Genomic DNA, 15,878 nt, shown 5'->3' on the forward strand with positions numbered 1-15,878 from the left:
CCTCGAATATCGCGATCAAGGCTTGAACGCTTCGAGCAGACTTCCAGCACTACAACAATAACAAGAGGCACCCCCATGCTCATGACACCGCTATCTCTGCTCTGTTATGCACGTCACTTGCGCGCCACCACTATTCGGGAGGCTGACCATGCATAACGACCTTCGCCGGGCTGTCGATGAGGGCCGCATGAACGGCTTTCAATGGACCGCCATTATCATTTGTATCGCGTTAAACATGATCGACGGGTTCGACGTGCTGGTCATGGCCTTTACCGCCGCGTCCGTTTCCGCTGAATGGAAGCTCTCTGGCGCTCAGCTGGGCGTACTGCTCAGCGCAGGACTGTTTGGCATGGCTGCGGGCTCGCTATTTATTGCTCCCTGGGCGGATCGCTTTGGCCGTCGCCCGCTCATTCTGGCGTGCGTAACCGTTGCAGGCCTTGGCATGTTGCTGTCTGCATTCAGTCAGTCAGCTACTCAGCTGGCTGTATTGCGGGCCATCACTGGGCTTGGTATCGGTGGCATCCTGGCTAGCAGTAATGTGATTGCCAGCGAGTACTCATCCAAGCGATGGCGTGGGCTTGCAGTGACCCTGCAATCTACCGGCTATGCCCTCGGAGCCACCATTGGCGGGCTTATTGCCGTGGCATTGCTGTCTGCCTGGGGCTGGCGCTCGGTCTTCGTCTTTGGCGGCCTGGTGACGTTCGCTATCATTCCCTTCGTACTGTGGCGTCTGCCCGAATCGTTGGATTTTCTGCTGGCCAAGCGCCCGGACAATGCCCTGGTGCGGGTCAATCGCCTGGCCCAGAAATTGGGCTATGCACCGCTTACCGAGTTGCCTCCGCAGCCCCTGCGCGAAGCGCACAAGGGCAGCAGCTTCAAACAGCTATTTTCACCCGCGCTCCTACGCACCACCGTGTTGATCTGGGGCTCATTCTTCCTGACGATGTTCGGTTTCTACTTCATCATGAGCTGGACGCCCAAGCTGCTGGTGTCGGCCGGTCTTTCCGCACAGCAGGGCGTGACGGGTGGAGTATTGCTGAGCATTGGCGGCATCTTTGGTGCAGCCTTGATCGGTATGCTCGCTGCACGCTTTAAGATCAGCCACCTGCTGGCCGTTTTCATGGCCTGCACAGCCGTGCTGCTCAGCCTGTTCGTTTCCTCCACCTCCTCACTGACCACGGCCTTTGCCCTGGGTCTGCTCATTGGCCTCTTCAGTAACGGCTGCATTGCCGGGTTGTATGCCTTGGCCTCCATGGCATATGACGCCTCGGTACGCGCGACGGGTATGGGCTGGGGTATTGGCATTGGCCGCTTCGGGGCTATTCTCTCGCCACTGGTGGCCGGTGGGCTGATTGACCTGCAGTGGGGTCCGGCTCAGCTGTATCAGGGCTACGCCGTGGTGTTTGTACTGGCGGCGGCTACGGTGCTTCTGCTCAAACTGTCTGCCCCTGTTCGTACCGTGGGCGCACCTTCACAGGCTCATTGAGTGAGTAGACTAGAGGCCGCTCCGGCTGCCTCTAGTCTGATCCGATCACTCCGGTAGCGTGACCTTGACCGGCCCCGGATGCGCCTTGATGGTCTTGTAGGGAATCACCGTATCGCCTGGCTCATCGCAGCTTCTGGCGGCCCGGGCAAAAGTAGGCCCCAGGTAAATTCCACGAGGCTCGAAATACCACACCGAAAACTGCCAGACAGAAGGGTCCTGGTAATTGCATTCGTTCGGGTCGTCGTTCATCAGCTCGGGATACAGACGCTTGAACTGGTCAACCACCCACGGGGCAAACAACTGCTCGCGGTAGTTGGAGTACGCCTCCAGATTATCCATGCCCCGCTCGTAATGGATGGACGGCCCCTTACCCAGCCAGAACACATCTTCCAACTCTAGAATCTTGCCGGTGGCCAACTCCATGTTGAGCGGCGCATCACCAAAGTCTGGATGCGCACCGCCGCAGTCGTAGCTGGTGAACAGACTGACGCTCAGTACGGAATCATTGATGAACACCGGTTTGACCGTCTGATCGAACTCGGTCTCGCGACCGCGTGCCCCGGACAGACATCCAAAATAGCTGTTCACCTCCTGCCACTGCCGATTCTGCAGCGTCCTGTTGGCAGCGCTCAGATCCATCGCTGTAGGGGATGAAACCAACTGGAACAGGCGAATGCGGGAAACGGGCTCCACCCACCACTGCAAACCATACCCCATAAAGGTGTCCTGCCTGTCTTTCTTCAGGCCCAGCCCTTTCAGGCGCAGATACTCATAGGGTGATGTACGCCGCAGCTCGTCCAGAGCGGGTAAATCGTCAGGACGTGCCGGCGGCAGCGCTACAGGGGAAAGACTGATATCGAGCGTCTTGCCTTTGCTGGCCCAGCGGCCGGTCCAGCGACCATTGGCGCCCTGTTTGAGCGTCCACTGCATGGGCACGCTTTTCGTGCTGAAAAAAGGACGATTCTCACTCAGACGCAGGGTACGCTGCTTGTCCAACGCTCCGTCGAGCGCAATATCGGTGTGGTACTTCTGGTAGAAATAGCGCCCGGTCACCTCGTCGGGTTTAGCCAGATCCAGTTCAACCAGCACCTTGGCCTGCCCGACAGTGCCCTGCAGCAGCTCCGGCTCTGCCATGGCCGAACCGGCAGCCAGAAACAGTGCCGCGCCACAGCACTGCAGCACAGAAACGATACCTCTCATGGACTCTTATCCTCGACCCTTTCTTGTACGAACCGACACAGCCTAATCGACCCATGTATCAGCCCATACTCTACGAGGAATAAGCGGCTCAGCACATCCCTACCATAGTTATCTGCAGGGAGTGGATGTCAGCAGGTCCTGATAACCCCGGTTGAAGTAGACCAGCCCATCTACATCGTCCTGGCGCTCGATAGCGACCACTTCGCACAACAGTACGTCGTGAGTGCCTACGGTATTGATCGAAGCGATTCGACAATCAAAGGAGACTACCGCTCCTTCCAGCGCTGGCGAGCCGGTAATCAGGGTATTCCAGCACGCCGCGGCAAACCGCTCCTCCACATCGGTTTTACCGCCAAACAGATTGGAGAGTGCCTTGTGCTCACTGCTCAAGGTATTCACGCACAGAGTGCCGTTGGCCTTGAAAATCGGATAGACCGAGGCCGAACGGTTCAGGCAGACCAGCAAGGTAGGCGGCTCGTCGGTCACGCTGCACACGGCTGTTGCCGTGAAGCCGGCACGGCCTTGGGGACCATCAGTCGTCACGATATTGACCGCCGCGCCCAGCCGGGCCATGGCATCGCGATAGTCCTGCTTGGGTACACGCAGAGGTTGTACGGGCGAAACGATATTCAGGTTGGCAAGTGACATGGCATAGCCTCACTGCAGGAGCGACGCTCCTGTCATCGGATTCAGGTCAGGTAGTCGAGCATCAAGGCATTGAAGGTATCGGGGTCCGTCACGCTGGAGGCATGCCCGCCGTAGCTGAGCAGCTCGAACTGCGCATCGGGCAGGTGTTTGGCCAGATGCTCGGAACACACCCACGGCACTAGCAGATCGTCCTGGTTGGCGACGATCAGGGTGGGTGTTCTGATCTGCGCCAGCTGGGTATCCACATCGAATGCCTGCAATGCAGCGATACGTCGGCGCACATTCTCGCTATCGGGAAAATGCGCCAGGGCATGGGCTTCGTCGGCCTCGAGGCGTTTGGTGTTTTGCAGCATCCAGTCGGCGGGATACAAAAACAGGGGCTGGGCCTGTACGTAGGCGGCCGGGCCTGTATCGTTCAACAGAGCGAGTCGTACAGCAAAACAGCGGGCGCTGTGCGGATTAGGCTTGCTCCAGCCGTTGACCAGAATCTGGCTGATCAAGAGTTCAGGCCGCATCAAGCCGATCTGAAGCCCTACAAGACCGCCCAGGGCGTGCCCCATGAAATGGCAACGCGCGATACCCAGCGCATCGACCATGTCCAGTACATCCTGGGCCATGGCCTTGATGGTATAGCCCTCAGGGATAACCGCCGGGCTCTTGCCTGTGCCGGTCTGGTCGTAAGTCACCACGCGGAAGTACTCGCCCAGCGCCGCGAGCTGCGGCGTCCAGAATGCTCCGGCACCGCCAAGACCGGATGACAGTACGATGGTATCGGCCTCGGCATCCTGCCGGCCATGGATCTCGTAGTGCATGCAAGGCTCCCCTGTATACCGTTGGATAAAGCGCATGGGTTGTTTCATGAGGTGCGTGACGGGGAGTCCCCTGGTAGCAGGTATCGCCTGACGGCTCGACCCAACCTACAGACTCATAAGATGGGTTGAGTGAAGCGATACCCATCACTTCACTTGCTTACTTACGTTCCCACATGGGCGATACTGGCGATCTCGATCAACGCATCCGGCTTTACCAGGCCGCACTGGATGCAATAACGCGCGGGCTTCTCGCCTGGGAAATACTCGGCGTATACCGCGTTGATCGCCCCGTAGTTCGCCCAGTCGGTGATCATGATCATGTTAAAGGTCACGTCATCCATCGTTCCGCCGGCCTCCTCCACGACCCTCTTGATGGTTTCCAGCACATGCCGCGCCTGTGCAGCGGCATCGCCTACGTGTACAACGTTGTTGTCCTTGTCAAACGGCAGGGTGCCGGAAACATACAGAACTCCATCAGCCAGTGAGCCTGGAACAAAGGGCGCAAGGGGTTTTCCGCTTCCGGCGGGAATCACGCTGTGCTTGGGCATGGTCAGTCCTTTTTGAAGGTGGCGTGGAAATCGGCAACGGTTGAAACCCAGCCAAAAAACGTCTCGATATTGAATAGCGCCGCCTCGTGCGCCGAGCGCGGCCCGGCCTGATGGCAGGCATCGCCCAGGCAGACGCCAAAGTATTCGAGAAAGAACCCGTCTCGCAGCGTGGACTCCACGCAGACATTGGTGGCGATCCCTACGAACACGAGGTTACGAATGCCGCGGGCACGCAGGAGGCTATCGAGAGGCGTATTGTAGAAACCGCTGTAGCGGGTTTTGGGTACGACCAGATCCCCCTCCCGCGGCTGAAGCTGATCCACCAGCGCATAATCCCAGCCGCCCCGTGCCAGGAGTCGGCCCTGCAGTTCAGGCTGGCGGCGCATGGTCTTGAGCGCATTGGACTTATGCCAGTTGGGCGATCCGGGGCCACCGGCTTCCTGATAGGCCGGGTCCCAGCCATTCTGAAACCAGACAACCTGGATACCGGTCGCACGCGCGGTTTCCACCACCCCGGCAATGTTTTCGATTACCGGGCCGGTTGCGTTTACATCAAAGCCGGCAAGGTCCAGATAGCCACCCTTGCTTGCATAGGCGTTCTGCATATCGACGACTATGACTGCCGTCTCGCTGGCCTTCAGCCGCAGGGGCTCAGGGCGTGCAGGTAGCGTGACCGCGTCCTGGCTGCCTGTCGGCACGGCATATCCTGCCACGGATTCAAGCGCGTTCATTAGGCACTCTCCTGCAGCCGAGTGACATGACGGCGGCTCTGCATCAAGGGCTGGATCTTTTCACCAAATTCGGTAACGCCCTGCATGAAGTCGTCAAAGGTCAGCAACACGCCACTAGCCCCGGGTACCTCGGCGATCTCATCCAGCATGCGGGCCACATTGGCATAGGAGCCCACCAGCGTACCCATGTTGATGTTGACCGCGGACGTCGGGTCCGACATCTGTCGTACATTCGTATCGCCGCCTGACTTGGTATCAGCTGCCGCCTGGGCCCCTAGCCATTTGATGGCCTCTTCGTCGGCACCGGCCTTGTAGTGTTCCCACTTGGCACGTGCCGCTTCATCGGTTTCGCCGGCAATCACCATGAACAGCACGATGGAGCTTACGTCGCGGCCTGTCTTGGCGGTGGCAGCCATAAGACGCTCGGAGGTCGGCGCAAAAGCCTTGGGCGTGTTCACACCTTTGCCAAAGACAAAATTGTAATCGGCGTACCGTGCCGAGAACGCCATGCCGGCGTCGCTGGAGCCAGCACACACGATCTGCATATCAGCCTGCGGTTGCGGGCTGACGCGGCAGTCTTCCATCTGGAAATGTTCGCCCTTGAAGTCGGAGCGACCGGTTCCCCACAAGTCGCGCAGGATCTGAGCGTACTCACCCAGGTAGTTGTAGCGGGTAGCAAAGAACTCATCGCCCGGCCAGAGGCCCATCTGGCTGTATTCAGGCTTTTGCCAACCGGTCACAAGGTTCACGCCGAAGCGGCCACCGGAAATAGAGTCAATGGTAGAGGCCATCCGCGCCACGATGGCAGGCGGCAGGGTCAATGTAGCGGCAGTAGCAAACAGCTTGATGCGGGAGGTAACGGCGGCAAGGCCTGCCATCAGGGTGAAGGATTCCAGGTTGTGATCCCAGAACTCGGTCTTGCCACCAAAACCACGCAACTTGATCATCGACAGGGCAAAGTCGAAGCCATAGTGCTCGGCGCGCTGCACAATGTTCTTATTCAGCTCGAAGGTAGGTTTGTACTGCGGTGCGTTCTCGGAGAGGAGCCAGCCGTTGTTGCCGATCGGGATGAATACGCCAATGTCTAGAGTCATGCTCAGCCTCGGATTCGCTCGTGGGTCGAAGTGATTTCCCGCCCGTACCGCAAGCCAGGAATACCAAGGACAGAGCACAAACTCTGCCAGCTTTAGGTTTCTGCTGGGCAAACAAGGAGTTAGGTCAAAACCCGCTTCTTAGCGTGGACCATTTGGTCCAAACAAGAGCACCTGGTTTGTGCAGCCCGCACGATGATGGGGCGAAAACCGCAGGTGGCCTGCTACTCCGGCAAGCATGAAATTCGACTGACGGTACTCACTCAAGGCCGCTCGCGGTAAAGTGCAGTTCGTGCTGTAGAGGCAGGAGTCGTTGTGAGCCAGGACCGTTCATCCACACCCAGCAAGCCCGCTCGCAAGCCCAGTGCTGCGACACTGGAGCGCCGCCGACGGCAGATCGAGGAAAAGCGCGGCATCATCCTTGAGGCAGCGCTGGACTTGTTTTCCCGGTACGGCCTGCATGGCACCAGTCTTGACCAGATAGCCGCCCAGGCAGAGGTTTCCAAGACCAATCTGCTGTATTACTTTGGCAGCAAGGAAGACCTCTACCTCAACGTGCTACGCCAGCTGTTGGTGATCTGGCTGGCCCCCTTGAAGACCTTTAGCACAGAGCAGGACCCGATCGACGCCATCAAGGGCTACATCAGGCACAAGCTGGAAATCTCTCGTGACTACCCAGCCGAATCCCGCCTGTTCTGCATAGAAATCCTGCAAGGCGCGCCGCTGCTCCTGAGCGAGCTGGAAGTGCCCCTGCGGGAGACGGTCGAGGCCAAAGCTGCAGTAATCCGCGCCTGGATCAACGCCGGTCAACTGGCTCCGGTCGACCCGCATCACCTGATCTTTACGCTCTGGGCAACCACCCAGCACTACGCCGATTTTCGTGTCCAGGTTCAGGCCATCCTGGGCAAGACCCTCGATGACCCTGTGTTTTTCGAAGAGGTGCTGAGCAGTGTACAGGCACTGATTCTGGACGGTTTGAAGCCCCGTTAGTCTGAAATGCAAAAGCCCGGTCAATGCCGGGCTTTCTATCGGTCTTTCGACATTCAGTCGTCGATCGTGAGCGTGCCCTTCATGATGGCCGCATGACCGGGGAAGGAGCAGAAATATTCATAGTCCTCTCCCTTCTTCAATTTGGAGGTATCAAACGTCACGGACGTCTTTTCGCCGCCCCCAATCACCTTGGTATGGGCGATCACGCGGGAATCGTTTTCCTTGAGGTAATCCTTGTCCATACCAGCCGCGATACCGTCAGTGGCAACACCCTGGACATCACCCTTTGTGGTCAAGACCCAATTATGCCCCATGACATTCTTGGGAAGCGTGCCGGGATGGATCAGGTTGACCGTGAATTGCTTGCAGTCCTCATTGACCTTGATCTTGTCCGTGCTGAAGGTCATCTGATCAGTTCCCTGAATATCGACCGAGCACTGGTCGGCTGCCCATACGGATGAGCTGGCCAGAGCAAGCAGAGAGACAGCGAAAAGCGAACGTTTCATGAAATCTCCTAACGCATGTATTCACTTAGTGAAGACTGGCATGTTTGAAAGCGAGTTCCAATCGCTAAAACGTCTGGAACATGGTTTGCAACGAAACGGCTATGGCTGCCATCGAAACTTTTGAGCGGCAAGGCCAGCCTGATATTGAGAGGATGCCCCTGTCACTTGCCGTCTTGAGGAGTACCCACCATGAAATTCCCAGACTACATCAACCAGCTTTTCATCGCCTACGCTCTGGGTGCCAGCGGCACCTGTCCTGAACAGGTCTCTGCCTGATGCTCCCTCCAGCCTGAAGTAATCGGCACGCGCGCACCTGCTATCAGCCGATTGCTTCATGGCCACCTCTCCCGCATGCACTACGGCACTGATTATGACAAGACTTGGTTAACCTGGGCGTGAGGATTACGCTTACGCTTCCTACCAGCCAAGGATCAGCAATGTCGTTGAAAGCCGTTTGTGTATTTTGTGGCGCCAAGACAGGCGCCGACCCAATCTACCGTGAAGCTGCCGAAGCCTTGGGTCGCGCCCTGGCCAAGCGCGGTCTGACGCTCGTCTATGGTGGCGGTGCCGTGGGCCTGATGGGCATCGTAGCCGACGCGACCCTCGCAGCCGGAGGCGAGGTGATAGGCATCATCCCCAAAAGCCTCCAGGATGCTGAAGTCGGCCACAAGGGACTGACCCGTCTTGAAGTAGTCGATGGCATGCATGCCCGTAAGGCACGGATGTCAGAACTGGCCGATGCGTTTGTAGCCCTGCCGGGGGGATTGGGCACACTGGAAGAGCTATTTGAAGTCTGGACCTGGGGTCAGCTCGGCTATCACGCAAAGCCGCTGGGCCTTCTGGAAGTAAATAACTTCTACGCGCCCCTTGCACAGTTCCTGGATCATGCAGTGAGTCAGGGCTTCGTGGCCGGCCCTCATCGCGAGATGCTTCAGGTGAGCCAGTCGCCGGATGAACTGCTCAATGCGCTTGAACAATGGACGCCCACCGTAGCGCCTCGCTGGCACGCCAACGCGCCCAAGTAGATCGCTTCAGTCGATAAAGCGAGGCGTATGGCCTCGTTTTATCGTTTCAGCACCATTCATCTCTTTTGGTGAACCCGCTCAACGTATGGCATGTCGCATTTTTACATCGCCTTAACACGTTTGGAGGAATTCATCATGACCGATTACCCACGCCCACCTTTCCCCGAACAACCCCAAGAGCCGCCAGCACTTCAATCCAAAATGACACCCGTTCCGGACTGTGGCGAGCAGAGCTACAAGGGTTCCGGTCGTCTGGCTGGTAAGGTTGCGCTCATCACCGGGGGAGACAGTGGCATCGGTCGTGCAGTGGCTATTGCCTTCGCTCGGGAAGGTGCCGATGTTGCTATCTCCTACCTGAACGAACATGAAGATGCCGAGGATACTGCGCGCTACGTGAAAGAAGCCGGGCGCAAGGTTCTGCTACTGCCAGGCGATATCAGCAAGCGCCAGCAATGCCTGGATATCGTTCAGAAGACCGTGTCCGAGTTCGGCCGCATCGATGTACTCGTCAATAACGCCGCATTCCAGATGTCCCATGACTCCCTGGAAGAGATTCCGGACGAGGAATGGGTATACACGTTCGATACCAACATCACGGCCATGTTTCGTATCACCCAAGCAGCCGTCAAACACATGGGCAAAGGTGGCTCGATCATCAACACCACCTCTGTAAATTCGGACATGCCCAAGGCCACTCTGCTGCCCTATGCCACCACGAAGGGGGCGATTGCCAACTTCACGGCAGGTCTGGCTCAGCTCCTGGCCGAAAAAGGCATCCGTGCGAACAGCGTAGCTCCAGGCCCGATCTGGACACCGCTGATTCCGTCCACCATGCCGCCTGAACAGGCCTCGCAATTCGGTAGCCAGGTTCCGCTGGGGCGAGCAGGTCAACCGGCCGAGCTTGCACCTGTATACGTCATGCTGGCCTCTGATGAAGCCAGTTATGTGTCTGGCGCTCGCGTTGCGGTCACTGGCGGCAAGCCGATTCTGTAAGACCCACTGCGCCATGGTCGGCTACAAACCGGCCGACCGTGGCCAGACCAAACATCTACATGCTCTTAATGACTCATGCGCCCTTATGAGCGTACGGGATTGTTTTGCCTGCCTGTTCCTCATCTGTATTAAGGAGCACACATGGACTGGTACCCTCTTCGGTTATCTACCCCTATCCGTAGCCACATGTTTGGCGGTCACGCCATTGCTGAAATACTGGGTCGCCGCGGGCTACCTGCTGGCCGTATCGCCGAGACATGGGAAGTCAGCGATGTCGAAGGCAGCATTGCAAATGTCACCGAGGGCTCGCTTGCCGGTCAATCGCTTCGTGATCTGGTGAAGCGTTATCCCACCGAGCTGGTGGGCCCGGGGTTTGATGGTCCCTATTTCCCCCTGCTCAGCAAGTTTATCGATGGCTGCGGCATGTTGCCGGTGCATTTGCATGCTGATGACGAAACCGCTCGCCGTCTCGAATGCCAGCCCAACGGCAAGACCGAAGCCTGGCATATCCTTTGGGCCGAGCCCGGTGCCACCGCACTGGTCGGAATCAAACCGGGGATTGATCGCGATACCTTGCGCAGCGCCCTGATTGCTCAGGATTACGACGCCGTCATGCGGCGTCTGCCGGTCCGTGCAGGCGAAACCATCTATGTGCCTGGAGGCACGCTGCACAGCTTTGGCCCCGGTACGCTGATCTATGAGATCGAGCAGACTTCGGATATCCAGCAACAGGCAATGCCCTGGCAGATGTCCGACGGCTCGCCACTCAGCCATCAGGAATGGATTGACGGTATCGATCAGCTGCTCGAAGAGTGCTATCTCGAACCCCAACCCGAATTCACACCCGGCTTCCGGCTGCCCCAAGGCGATGACATTGATCGCTTAATCTGTACTGCTAGCCCTTACTTTGCCTTGGAGCGCTGGCGTGTAGCCGGTGCGGGCGCCAGGCCCCTTACCTACCGTTTCAACAAGGCCACGCTGCTCAGCAACGTCGGCACACCCATCCGCATTCAGGCCGGTAACTGGTCTGGCGTCCTGGGCGCTGCCGAAACCCTTCTGCTGCCTGCCGCGCTAGGAGAAATTCAGTTAGCCGGACCGGCTGACGTCCTGTTCGGCTACGTACCTGACCTTGAGCAAGACATTCGGACGCCCTTGCGCGCTGCAGGCTACGGTGATCAAGCCTTTGCAGTGCTGGGCGCCACGCATTAACCCGTTTTTCTAACCACTTGAAAGGAGGTCTTTATGTCCGACTATCCAACGCCACCCATGCCAGCCGAAACCCAACCCTATCCGGGCTATGAAAGCCAGATGAATCCGCGTCCGGACTTTGGCGAACAGAGCTACAAAGGCTCCGGCCGCCTGAAAGGCAAGGCCGCACTCATTACCGGCGGTGACAGTGGTATCGGCCGCGCGGTGGCCCTGGCCTTTGCTCGCGAAGGTGCGGACGTTGCCATCTCCTACCTGAGCGAAGACGAAGACGCCCGTGAAACGGCACGGCTCGTTACCGAAGCAGGCCGCAAGGCAATCCTGATTCCAGGTGACTTGAGCCAGCGCGAAAACTGCCTGACCGTCGTGCAGAAAACCGTTGAAGCGTTTGGCCGTATCGACGTATTGGTCAACAACGCCGCGTTTCAGATGACCCGCCAATCACTGGAAGAAATTCCGGATGAAGAGTGGGTGCACACGTTCGATGTGAACATCACCGCCATGTTCCGCATTACCCAGGCGGCTGTGAAGCACATGCCCAAGGGCGGCTCCATCATCAATACCTCGTCGATCAATGCGGACATCGCGCCTCCTTCACTACTGGCTTACTCCGCCACCAAAGGAGCAATCGCCAACTTCACGGCAGGTCTGGCGCAACTTCTGGCCGAAAAAGGTATTCGCGCAAACAGCGTGGCACCCGGACCGATCTGGACGCCGCTGATCCCCTGCACCATGCCAGCCGAACAGGTGGAAAGCTTCGGCAAGATGGCGCCGCTGGGTCGTCCTGGCCAGCCTGTCGAACTGGCGCCAGTCTATGTAATGCTGGCCTCGGATGAATCCAGCTACGTCTCCGGTGCCATGGTGCCTGTCACTGGCGGCTCGCCCGTGCTCTGATCGATCACGGCTGGGCTGTCTAACGGCCCAGCCGGCCTCTTACGCGGTTCTGTCATCTCTCCGCTTCATACTGCGCCTACCGTTTCGTTGAAAGCATGCTATTGCTTAAAGGATGAAGCGATCCGCTTGGTATGCCTCTCTGGCATGCATATCCCTCTGCACCTGGAAGCGCTAGATGATGCCTGTTCGCTCTTATGCTGCCCTGGGCCCTGTGGCCTTGTCCCTCCTGCTGACTGCCTGCTCTTCGGCCCCGACCCAACCGTTAGAGATCAACCTGGCCGTATTCAATGACTTTCACGGCTACCTGCAACCCGCCAGACTGACCTACCCTGACTCCACCGCACCCGACGGCAAACGCACAATCGAAGCGGGTGGTATCGAGGTGCTGGGTGGCGTTATCAACTATCTGCGTCAACAGGATCCAGAGCTACTGGTCATTGCCAGCGGTGATCTCATCGGTGGCAGCCCACCCATCTCATCGCTCTGGGCGGACGAGCCCACCATCGAAGCCATGAACCTGCTGGGGCTGCAACTCTCGGCGGTCGGTAATCATGAGCTGGACAATGGAAAGGATGAACTGCTGCGTATCATCAATGGCGGCTGCGCTTCCAACCGACCCCAGAAAGCCTGCCAGCTGCATAAAAAATACCAGGGGGCGCACTTTACTTACCTGGCTGCAAACCTGATCGACAACCAGACGGGTAAACCCGTGTTTCCGGCCTACCAGATCCTGGAAGCCCACGGACAAAAAATCGCATTCGTGGGTGCCGTGCTGAAAGACGTAGCCCGGATCGTCTCGCCGGCTGGCATGAACGGACTGAGCGTTCAGGACGAAGCCGATGCCATCAACGCCCAGATCCCTGCCCTCAAGGCCCAAGGTGTAGAGGCCATCGTCGCAGTCATTCACCAGGGCGGAGGCACGAATGAATCCTACGACGCGCCAGACTGCACCCGCCTGCGCGGCCCTATCGTCGAGATTACCAAGCGCCTTGATCCGGCAGTCGATGTCGTTGCCAGTGCCCACACGCATCAGTCCTATACCTGTCACGTGGACAATCGCCTTGTCTTTCAGGGCGGCTCCTACGGGCAGTTCGTCAGCCATGTACGGCTCGGCATTAACCCCAAGACCCACGATATCATCTCGGCCAGCAGCGAAAACCTGACCGTGGACGCCCATCGCTACACCCCCGATCCTGCGCTCGCCGCGCTGCGTCAGGAAGTTGAAAACCGTAGCCAGCATGTGCTGCAGCGGCCTATCGCACGTATTGCTGTCCCCCAGATCACCCGCATGACCGATGCGAATGGCGAATCGACGCTAGGCGATCTCATTGCCGACGCCCAACTTCAGGCGACACGCAAGCTGGGCGCCCAAATTGCCTTCATGAACGCAGGCGGCATCCGCAGCAATCTGACTCTGGAGCCTGGCCAATCCAGGTTGACCTACGCCCAACTGGCCGCCAATCAGCCATTCGGCAATACCCTGACCTTGCTGACCTTGAGCGGTGCCCAGCTCTATCAACTCATGGAGGAGCAATGGAGCAGTGACGACAGCGCCAGTCTGATGCAGGTTTCGGAAGGCTTCAGCTACCGCTGGAATCCGGCAGGCAAACCGGGCCAGAAAGTGGTTTCCGGAAGCATGAAGCTGAACGGACAGCCGATCCGGCTCGACCGGGATTACCGCATTACGGTGAACAACTTCATGGCCCAGGGAGGGGATGGACTCGAGACCCTCAAGCACGCCCGCCACGTACAGGAGACCGGCATTCTTGATGTCGATGCGCTTGAACACTATCTCGTTGAACGGGACACGTCCGATAAGCCGGCCGGCCAACTTAAACCTGCCGGACGTATTCAACGCTTGTAAGCGTGGCTGATATGACCCTTCTTAGCGCCATGCTATGTAACATGGCGCTTCATCTACGGACTGCAGCGGTAGTCCGCCTGCCCTTACTGGCTCGCATGCTCTCAGTGATAAAACTGATCAGCCAGCGCCTGCAAAAAAGTTAGCTAGGCATACAAATAACTGAAGAATGTATCGCTCGAAAATCTGAAATATTTTGTTACTACTGTAGAGGCCAGCTCCGTTACTGAGGTTTCCTCCGATGAAAGATGAAGACCGTAATAAGCCCGATTCCACCCTTGAGAAATCAAGACGCCGCTTTCTGATCGGAGCAGGTGTCGTCGGGTTAGGGCTAGGTTTGCCCGGTCTTGACCGCATGGGAATGGCTGAAGCTGCCGAGCGCAAGGCATTCGACCATTCACTGAAACGGCAAATCAAAAATGTCGTTGTGATCTACGCGGAAAACCGCAGCTTCAATAACCTGTTTGGCAATTTTCCTGGCGTCTCGAAGCCACTGTCTGCGGTCAACGCCAAGCATTTCCAGCAGAAGGACCGTAACGGACAGCCGCTACCGCACTTACCCAAGATCTGGGGTGGCCTGGTGCCTACGGCTCAGACCATTGACGGTCAGCAATACCTGATTACTGAAGATCAGATCAGTGGGCTTTCCAATGCACCCTTCCCTTTGAAGAACGCTCAAGGCAAGCCGCTTAACCCGGGCTTGATCACACGCGATCTCGTACATGCGTTCTACCAGAACCAGATGCAGATCAACGGCGGACGCAATGACGGCTTTGTCGCCTGGGGCGACTCCGGTGCATTGGTCATGGGTTACTACAGCCAGCCCGAGAAATTGCGCTTGTGGAAACTGGCCCAGGAATTCACCCTCTGCGACAACTTCTTCATGGCTGCTTTTGGTGGCTCTTTCCTGAACCATCAGTTCCTGATCTCGGGTCGCGCGCCGTTCTACCCCAACCACACCACCAGCCCGGCAAAGGACAAGGTGGCGGTGCTTAAAGGGAAGAATCCGCTGGGCTATGAGTTGGCTCTGGCGGACAACTCTCCTGCCTCGGCCCTGGACGGACGCCCGATGTTCGTCAATCCGGGCGCGCTTAGCCCTGACGGCTATGCCATCAACACCATGCTGCCGCCCTATCAGCCCAGCCAGATTCCGCCGCCGGCAGGAGGCGACCCAGCCCTGTCTGATCCGACCAACCCGAGCGTACTGCCACCACAGACCCATGCCACCATTGGCGACCTGCTGTCAGCCAAGGGCGTGGACTGGGCTTGGTACTCGGGTGGCTGGCAGGCAGCGCTGGAGGGCAATGGCGCCGATACCCGGTTCCAGGCGCACCACCAGCCATTCAACTACTTCAAGCGCTTCGCTCCGGGCACAGCAGCACGCGAGCAGCACATCCGCGACGGCGGGATTGGCGATGATCCGAGTACCAACCGCTTTCTGGCAGACATTGATGCCGGTCGCCTGCCGCCTGTAACCTTCTATAAGCCCCAGGGCAGCCTCAACCTGCATGCCGGTTATGCCGATGTCGCTTCAGGCGATCAGCACATTGCCAAGGTTATCGAACATCTGCAGAAAGGCCCGCAATGGGAAAACACCGTAGTCGTCATTACGTTCGATGAGAACGGCGGCTGGTGGGATCACGTAGCACCGCCCAAGGGTGATCGCTGGGGTCCAGGCACACGTATTCCGGCCCTTGTCGTGTCACCCTTCGCACGCAAAGGACATGTCGATCACGACCTGTACGACACCACCTCAATCCTGCGCCTGATCACCCGGCTCCACGGCTTGCCGCCGCTCAAGGGTCTGGTGGAGCGCGACATCGCACGTGTCACCCACGGTCTCGCCCCCTTGGGCGATCTTACCGGCGCGTTGACGATCCGCTGATA

At 58.1% G+C, this 15,878-nt stretch carries 15 protein-coding genes; 8 read left to right on the forward strand and 7 right to left on the reverse strand.

Annotated elements, in window-relative coordinates; all coding sequences use genetic code 11:
• The first annotated feature begins 148 nt into the window (after positions 1-148).
• Complete coding sequence (locus QWJ10_RS03425) at positions 149-1,486, forward strand: MFS transporter (protein ID WP_289924321.1); 1,338 nt, start codon at positions 149-151, stop codon at positions 1,484-1,486.
• A 45-nt stretch (positions 1,487-1,531) separates the two neighbouring features.
• Here QWJ10_RS03425 and QWJ10_RS03430 read toward each other — a convergent pair whose 3' ends face one another.
• The 6 genes from QWJ10_RS03430 to rutA all read right to left on the reverse strand — a co-directional run bounded on the left by QWJ10_RS03430 (position 1,532) and on the right by rutA (position 6,519).
• Entirely contained in the window at positions 1,532-2,686 is a 1,155-nt protein-coding gene (locus QWJ10_RS03430) for a hypothetical protein (protein ID WP_289924322.1), read from the reverse strand.
• 108 nt (positions 2,687-2,794) lie between these two features.
• The gene (rutF, locus tag QWJ10_RS03435) at positions 2,795-3,334 is read right to left on the reverse strand and encodes an NADH-dependent FMN reductase RutF (RefSeq protein WP_289924325.1); all 540 of its coding nucleotides are present in this window, start codon (positions 3,332-3,334) and stop codon (positions 2,795-2,797) included.
• Between the two features lie 41 nt (positions 3,335-3,375).
• On the reverse strand, positions 3,376-4,146 hold the full coding sequence (rutD, locus tag QWJ10_RS03440; protein WP_010796947.1) for a pyrimidine utilization protein D: 771 nt from the start codon (positions 4,144-4,146) through the stop codon (positions 3,376-3,378).
• Positions 4,147-4,307: 161 nt separating this feature from the next.
• A complete protein-coding gene (gene rutC / locus QWJ10_RS03445; RefSeq protein WP_010796946.1) occupies positions 4,308-4,694 on the reverse strand; it encodes a pyrimidine utilization protein C in 387 nt (128 codons plus the stop codon).
• Between the two features lie 2 nt (positions 4,695-4,696).
• On the reverse strand, positions 4,697-5,425 hold the full coding sequence (gene rutB / locus QWJ10_RS03450; RefSeq protein ID WP_289924329.1) for a pyrimidine utilization protein B: 729 nt from the start codon (positions 5,423-5,425) through the stop codon (positions 4,697-4,699).
• The gene (gene rutA, locus QWJ10_RS03455) at positions 5,425-6,519 is read right to left on the reverse strand and encodes a pyrimidine utilization protein A (RefSeq protein WP_122043548.1); all 1,095 of its coding nucleotides are present in this window, start codon (positions 6,517-6,519) and stop codon (positions 5,425-5,427) included. Before rutA ends, rutB begins: the two co-directional genes overlap by 1 nt.
• A 312-nt stretch (positions 6,520-6,831) precedes the next feature.
• Here rutA and rutR point away from each other — a divergent pair, with 312 nt between their 5' ends.
• Positions 6,832-7,506, forward strand: a complete 675-nt coding sequence (gene rutR / locus QWJ10_RS03460; protein WP_289924332.1) for an HTH-type transcriptional regulator RutR — start codon at positions 6,832-6,834, stop codon at positions 7,504-7,506.
• A 53-nt stretch (positions 7,507-7,559) separates the two neighbouring features.
• On the opposite strand, the gene azu is transcribed toward rutR, so the two are convergent.
• Positions 7,560-8,012, reverse strand: coding sequence for an azurin (azu, locus tag QWJ10_RS03465; RefSeq protein WP_289924334.1), 453 nt, complete (start codon positions 8,010-8,012; stop codon positions 7,560-7,562).
• 437 nt (positions 8,013-8,449) lie between these two features.
• Between azu and QWJ10_RS03470 the strand changes: the two genes are divergently transcribed.
• The 6 genes from QWJ10_RS03470 to QWJ10_RS03495 all read left to right on the forward strand — a co-directional run bounded on the left by QWJ10_RS03470 (position 8,450) and on the right by QWJ10_RS03495 (position 15,876).
• Positions 8,450-9,037: a TIGR00730 family Rossman fold protein gene (locus QWJ10_RS03470; protein WP_074823298.1), complete on the forward strand. Its 588-nt coding sequence runs from the start codon at positions 8,450-8,452 to the stop codon at positions 9,035-9,037.
• Between the two features lie 132 nt (positions 9,038-9,169).
• Entirely contained in the window at positions 9,170-10,030 is an 861-nt protein-coding gene (locus tag QWJ10_RS03475) for an SDR family oxidoreductase (RefSeq protein ID WP_139208720.1), read from the forward strand.
• A 141-nt stretch (positions 10,031-10,171) separates the two neighbouring features.
• Positions 10,172-11,239: a mannose-6-phosphate isomerase gene (locus tag QWJ10_RS03480; protein WP_289924339.1), complete on the forward strand. Its 1,068-nt coding sequence runs from the start codon at positions 10,172-10,174 to the stop codon at positions 11,237-11,239.
• A 33-nt stretch (positions 11,240-11,272) separates the two neighbouring features.
• Positions 11,273-12,130, forward strand: coding sequence for an SDR family oxidoreductase (locus tag QWJ10_RS03485; RefSeq protein ID WP_289924341.1), 858 nt, complete (start codon positions 11,273-11,275; stop codon positions 12,128-12,130).
• 175 nt (positions 12,131-12,305) lie between these two features.
• Entirely contained in the window at positions 12,306-13,994 is a 1,689-nt protein-coding gene (locus QWJ10_RS03490; RefSeq protein ID WP_289924343.1) for a bifunctional metallophosphatase/5'-nucleotidase, read from the forward strand.
• A gap of 238 nt (positions 13,995-14,232) precedes the next feature.
• Complete coding sequence (locus QWJ10_RS03495; RefSeq protein WP_289924345.1) at positions 14,233-15,876, forward strand: acid phosphatase; 1,644 nt, start codon at positions 14,233-14,235, stop codon at positions 15,874-15,876.
• The last annotated feature ends 2 nt before the right edge of the window (positions 15,877-15,878 follow it).

Source organism: Pseudomonas sp. WAC2, assembly GCF_030403525.1.
Lineage (GTDB): Bacteria > Pseudomonadota > Gammaproteobacteria > Pseudomonadales > Pseudomonadaceae > Chryseomonas > Chryseomonas luteola.

Excerpts from the sequence above, each read along its gene's own strand:
- QWJ10_RS03495 (WP_289924345.1), top strand. The coding sequence starts at position 14,233 with ATGAAAGATGAAGACCGTAATAAGCCCGATTCCACCCTTGAGAAATCA.
- rutB (WP_289924329.1), bottom strand. The coding sequence starts at position 5,425 with ATGAACGCGCTTGAATCCGTGGCAGGATATGCCGTGCCGACAGGCAGC.
- QWJ10_RS03480 (WP_289924339.1), top strand. The coding sequence starts at position 10,172 with ATGGACTGGTACCCTCTTCGGTTATCTACCCCTATCCGTAGCCACATG.
- QWJ10_RS03425 (WP_289924321.1), top strand. The coding sequence starts at position 149 with ATGCATAACGACCTTCGCCGGGCTGTCGATGAGGGCCGCATGAACGGC.
- rutA (WP_122043548.1), bottom strand. The coding sequence starts at position 6,519 with ATGACTCTAGACATTGGCGTATTCATCCCGATCGGCAACAACGGCTGG.
- QWJ10_RS03485 (WP_289924341.1), top strand. The coding sequence starts at position 11,273 with ATGTCCGACTATCCAACGCCACCCATGCCAGCCGAAACCCAACCCTAT.
- rutF (WP_289924325.1), bottom strand. The coding sequence starts at position 3,334 with ATGTCACTTGCCAACCTGAATATCGTTTCGCCCGTACAACCTCTGCGT.
- rutC (WP_010796946.1), bottom strand. The coding sequence starts at position 4,694 with ATGCCCAAGCACAGCGTGATTCCCGCCGGAAGCGGAAAACCCCTTGCG.
- rutD (WP_010796947.1), bottom strand. The coding sequence starts at position 4,146 with ATGCACTACGAGATCCATGGCCGGCAGGATGCCGAGGCCGATACCATC.
- QWJ10_RS03490 (WP_289924343.1), top strand. The coding sequence starts at position 12,306 with ATGATGCCTGTTCGCTCTTATGCTGCCCTGGGCCCTGTGGCCTTGTCC.
- azu (WP_289924334.1), bottom strand. The coding sequence starts at position 8,012 with ATGAAACGTTCGCTTTTCGCTGTCTCTCTGCTTGCTCTGGCCAGCTCA.
- QWJ10_RS03470 (WP_074823298.1), top strand. The coding sequence starts at position 8,450 with ATGTCGTTGAAAGCCGTTTGTGTATTTTGTGGCGCCAAGACAGGCGCC.
- QWJ10_RS03430 (WP_289924322.1), bottom strand. The coding sequence starts at position 2,686 with ATGAGAGGTATCGTTTCTGTGCTGCAGTGCTGTGGCGCGGCACTGTTT.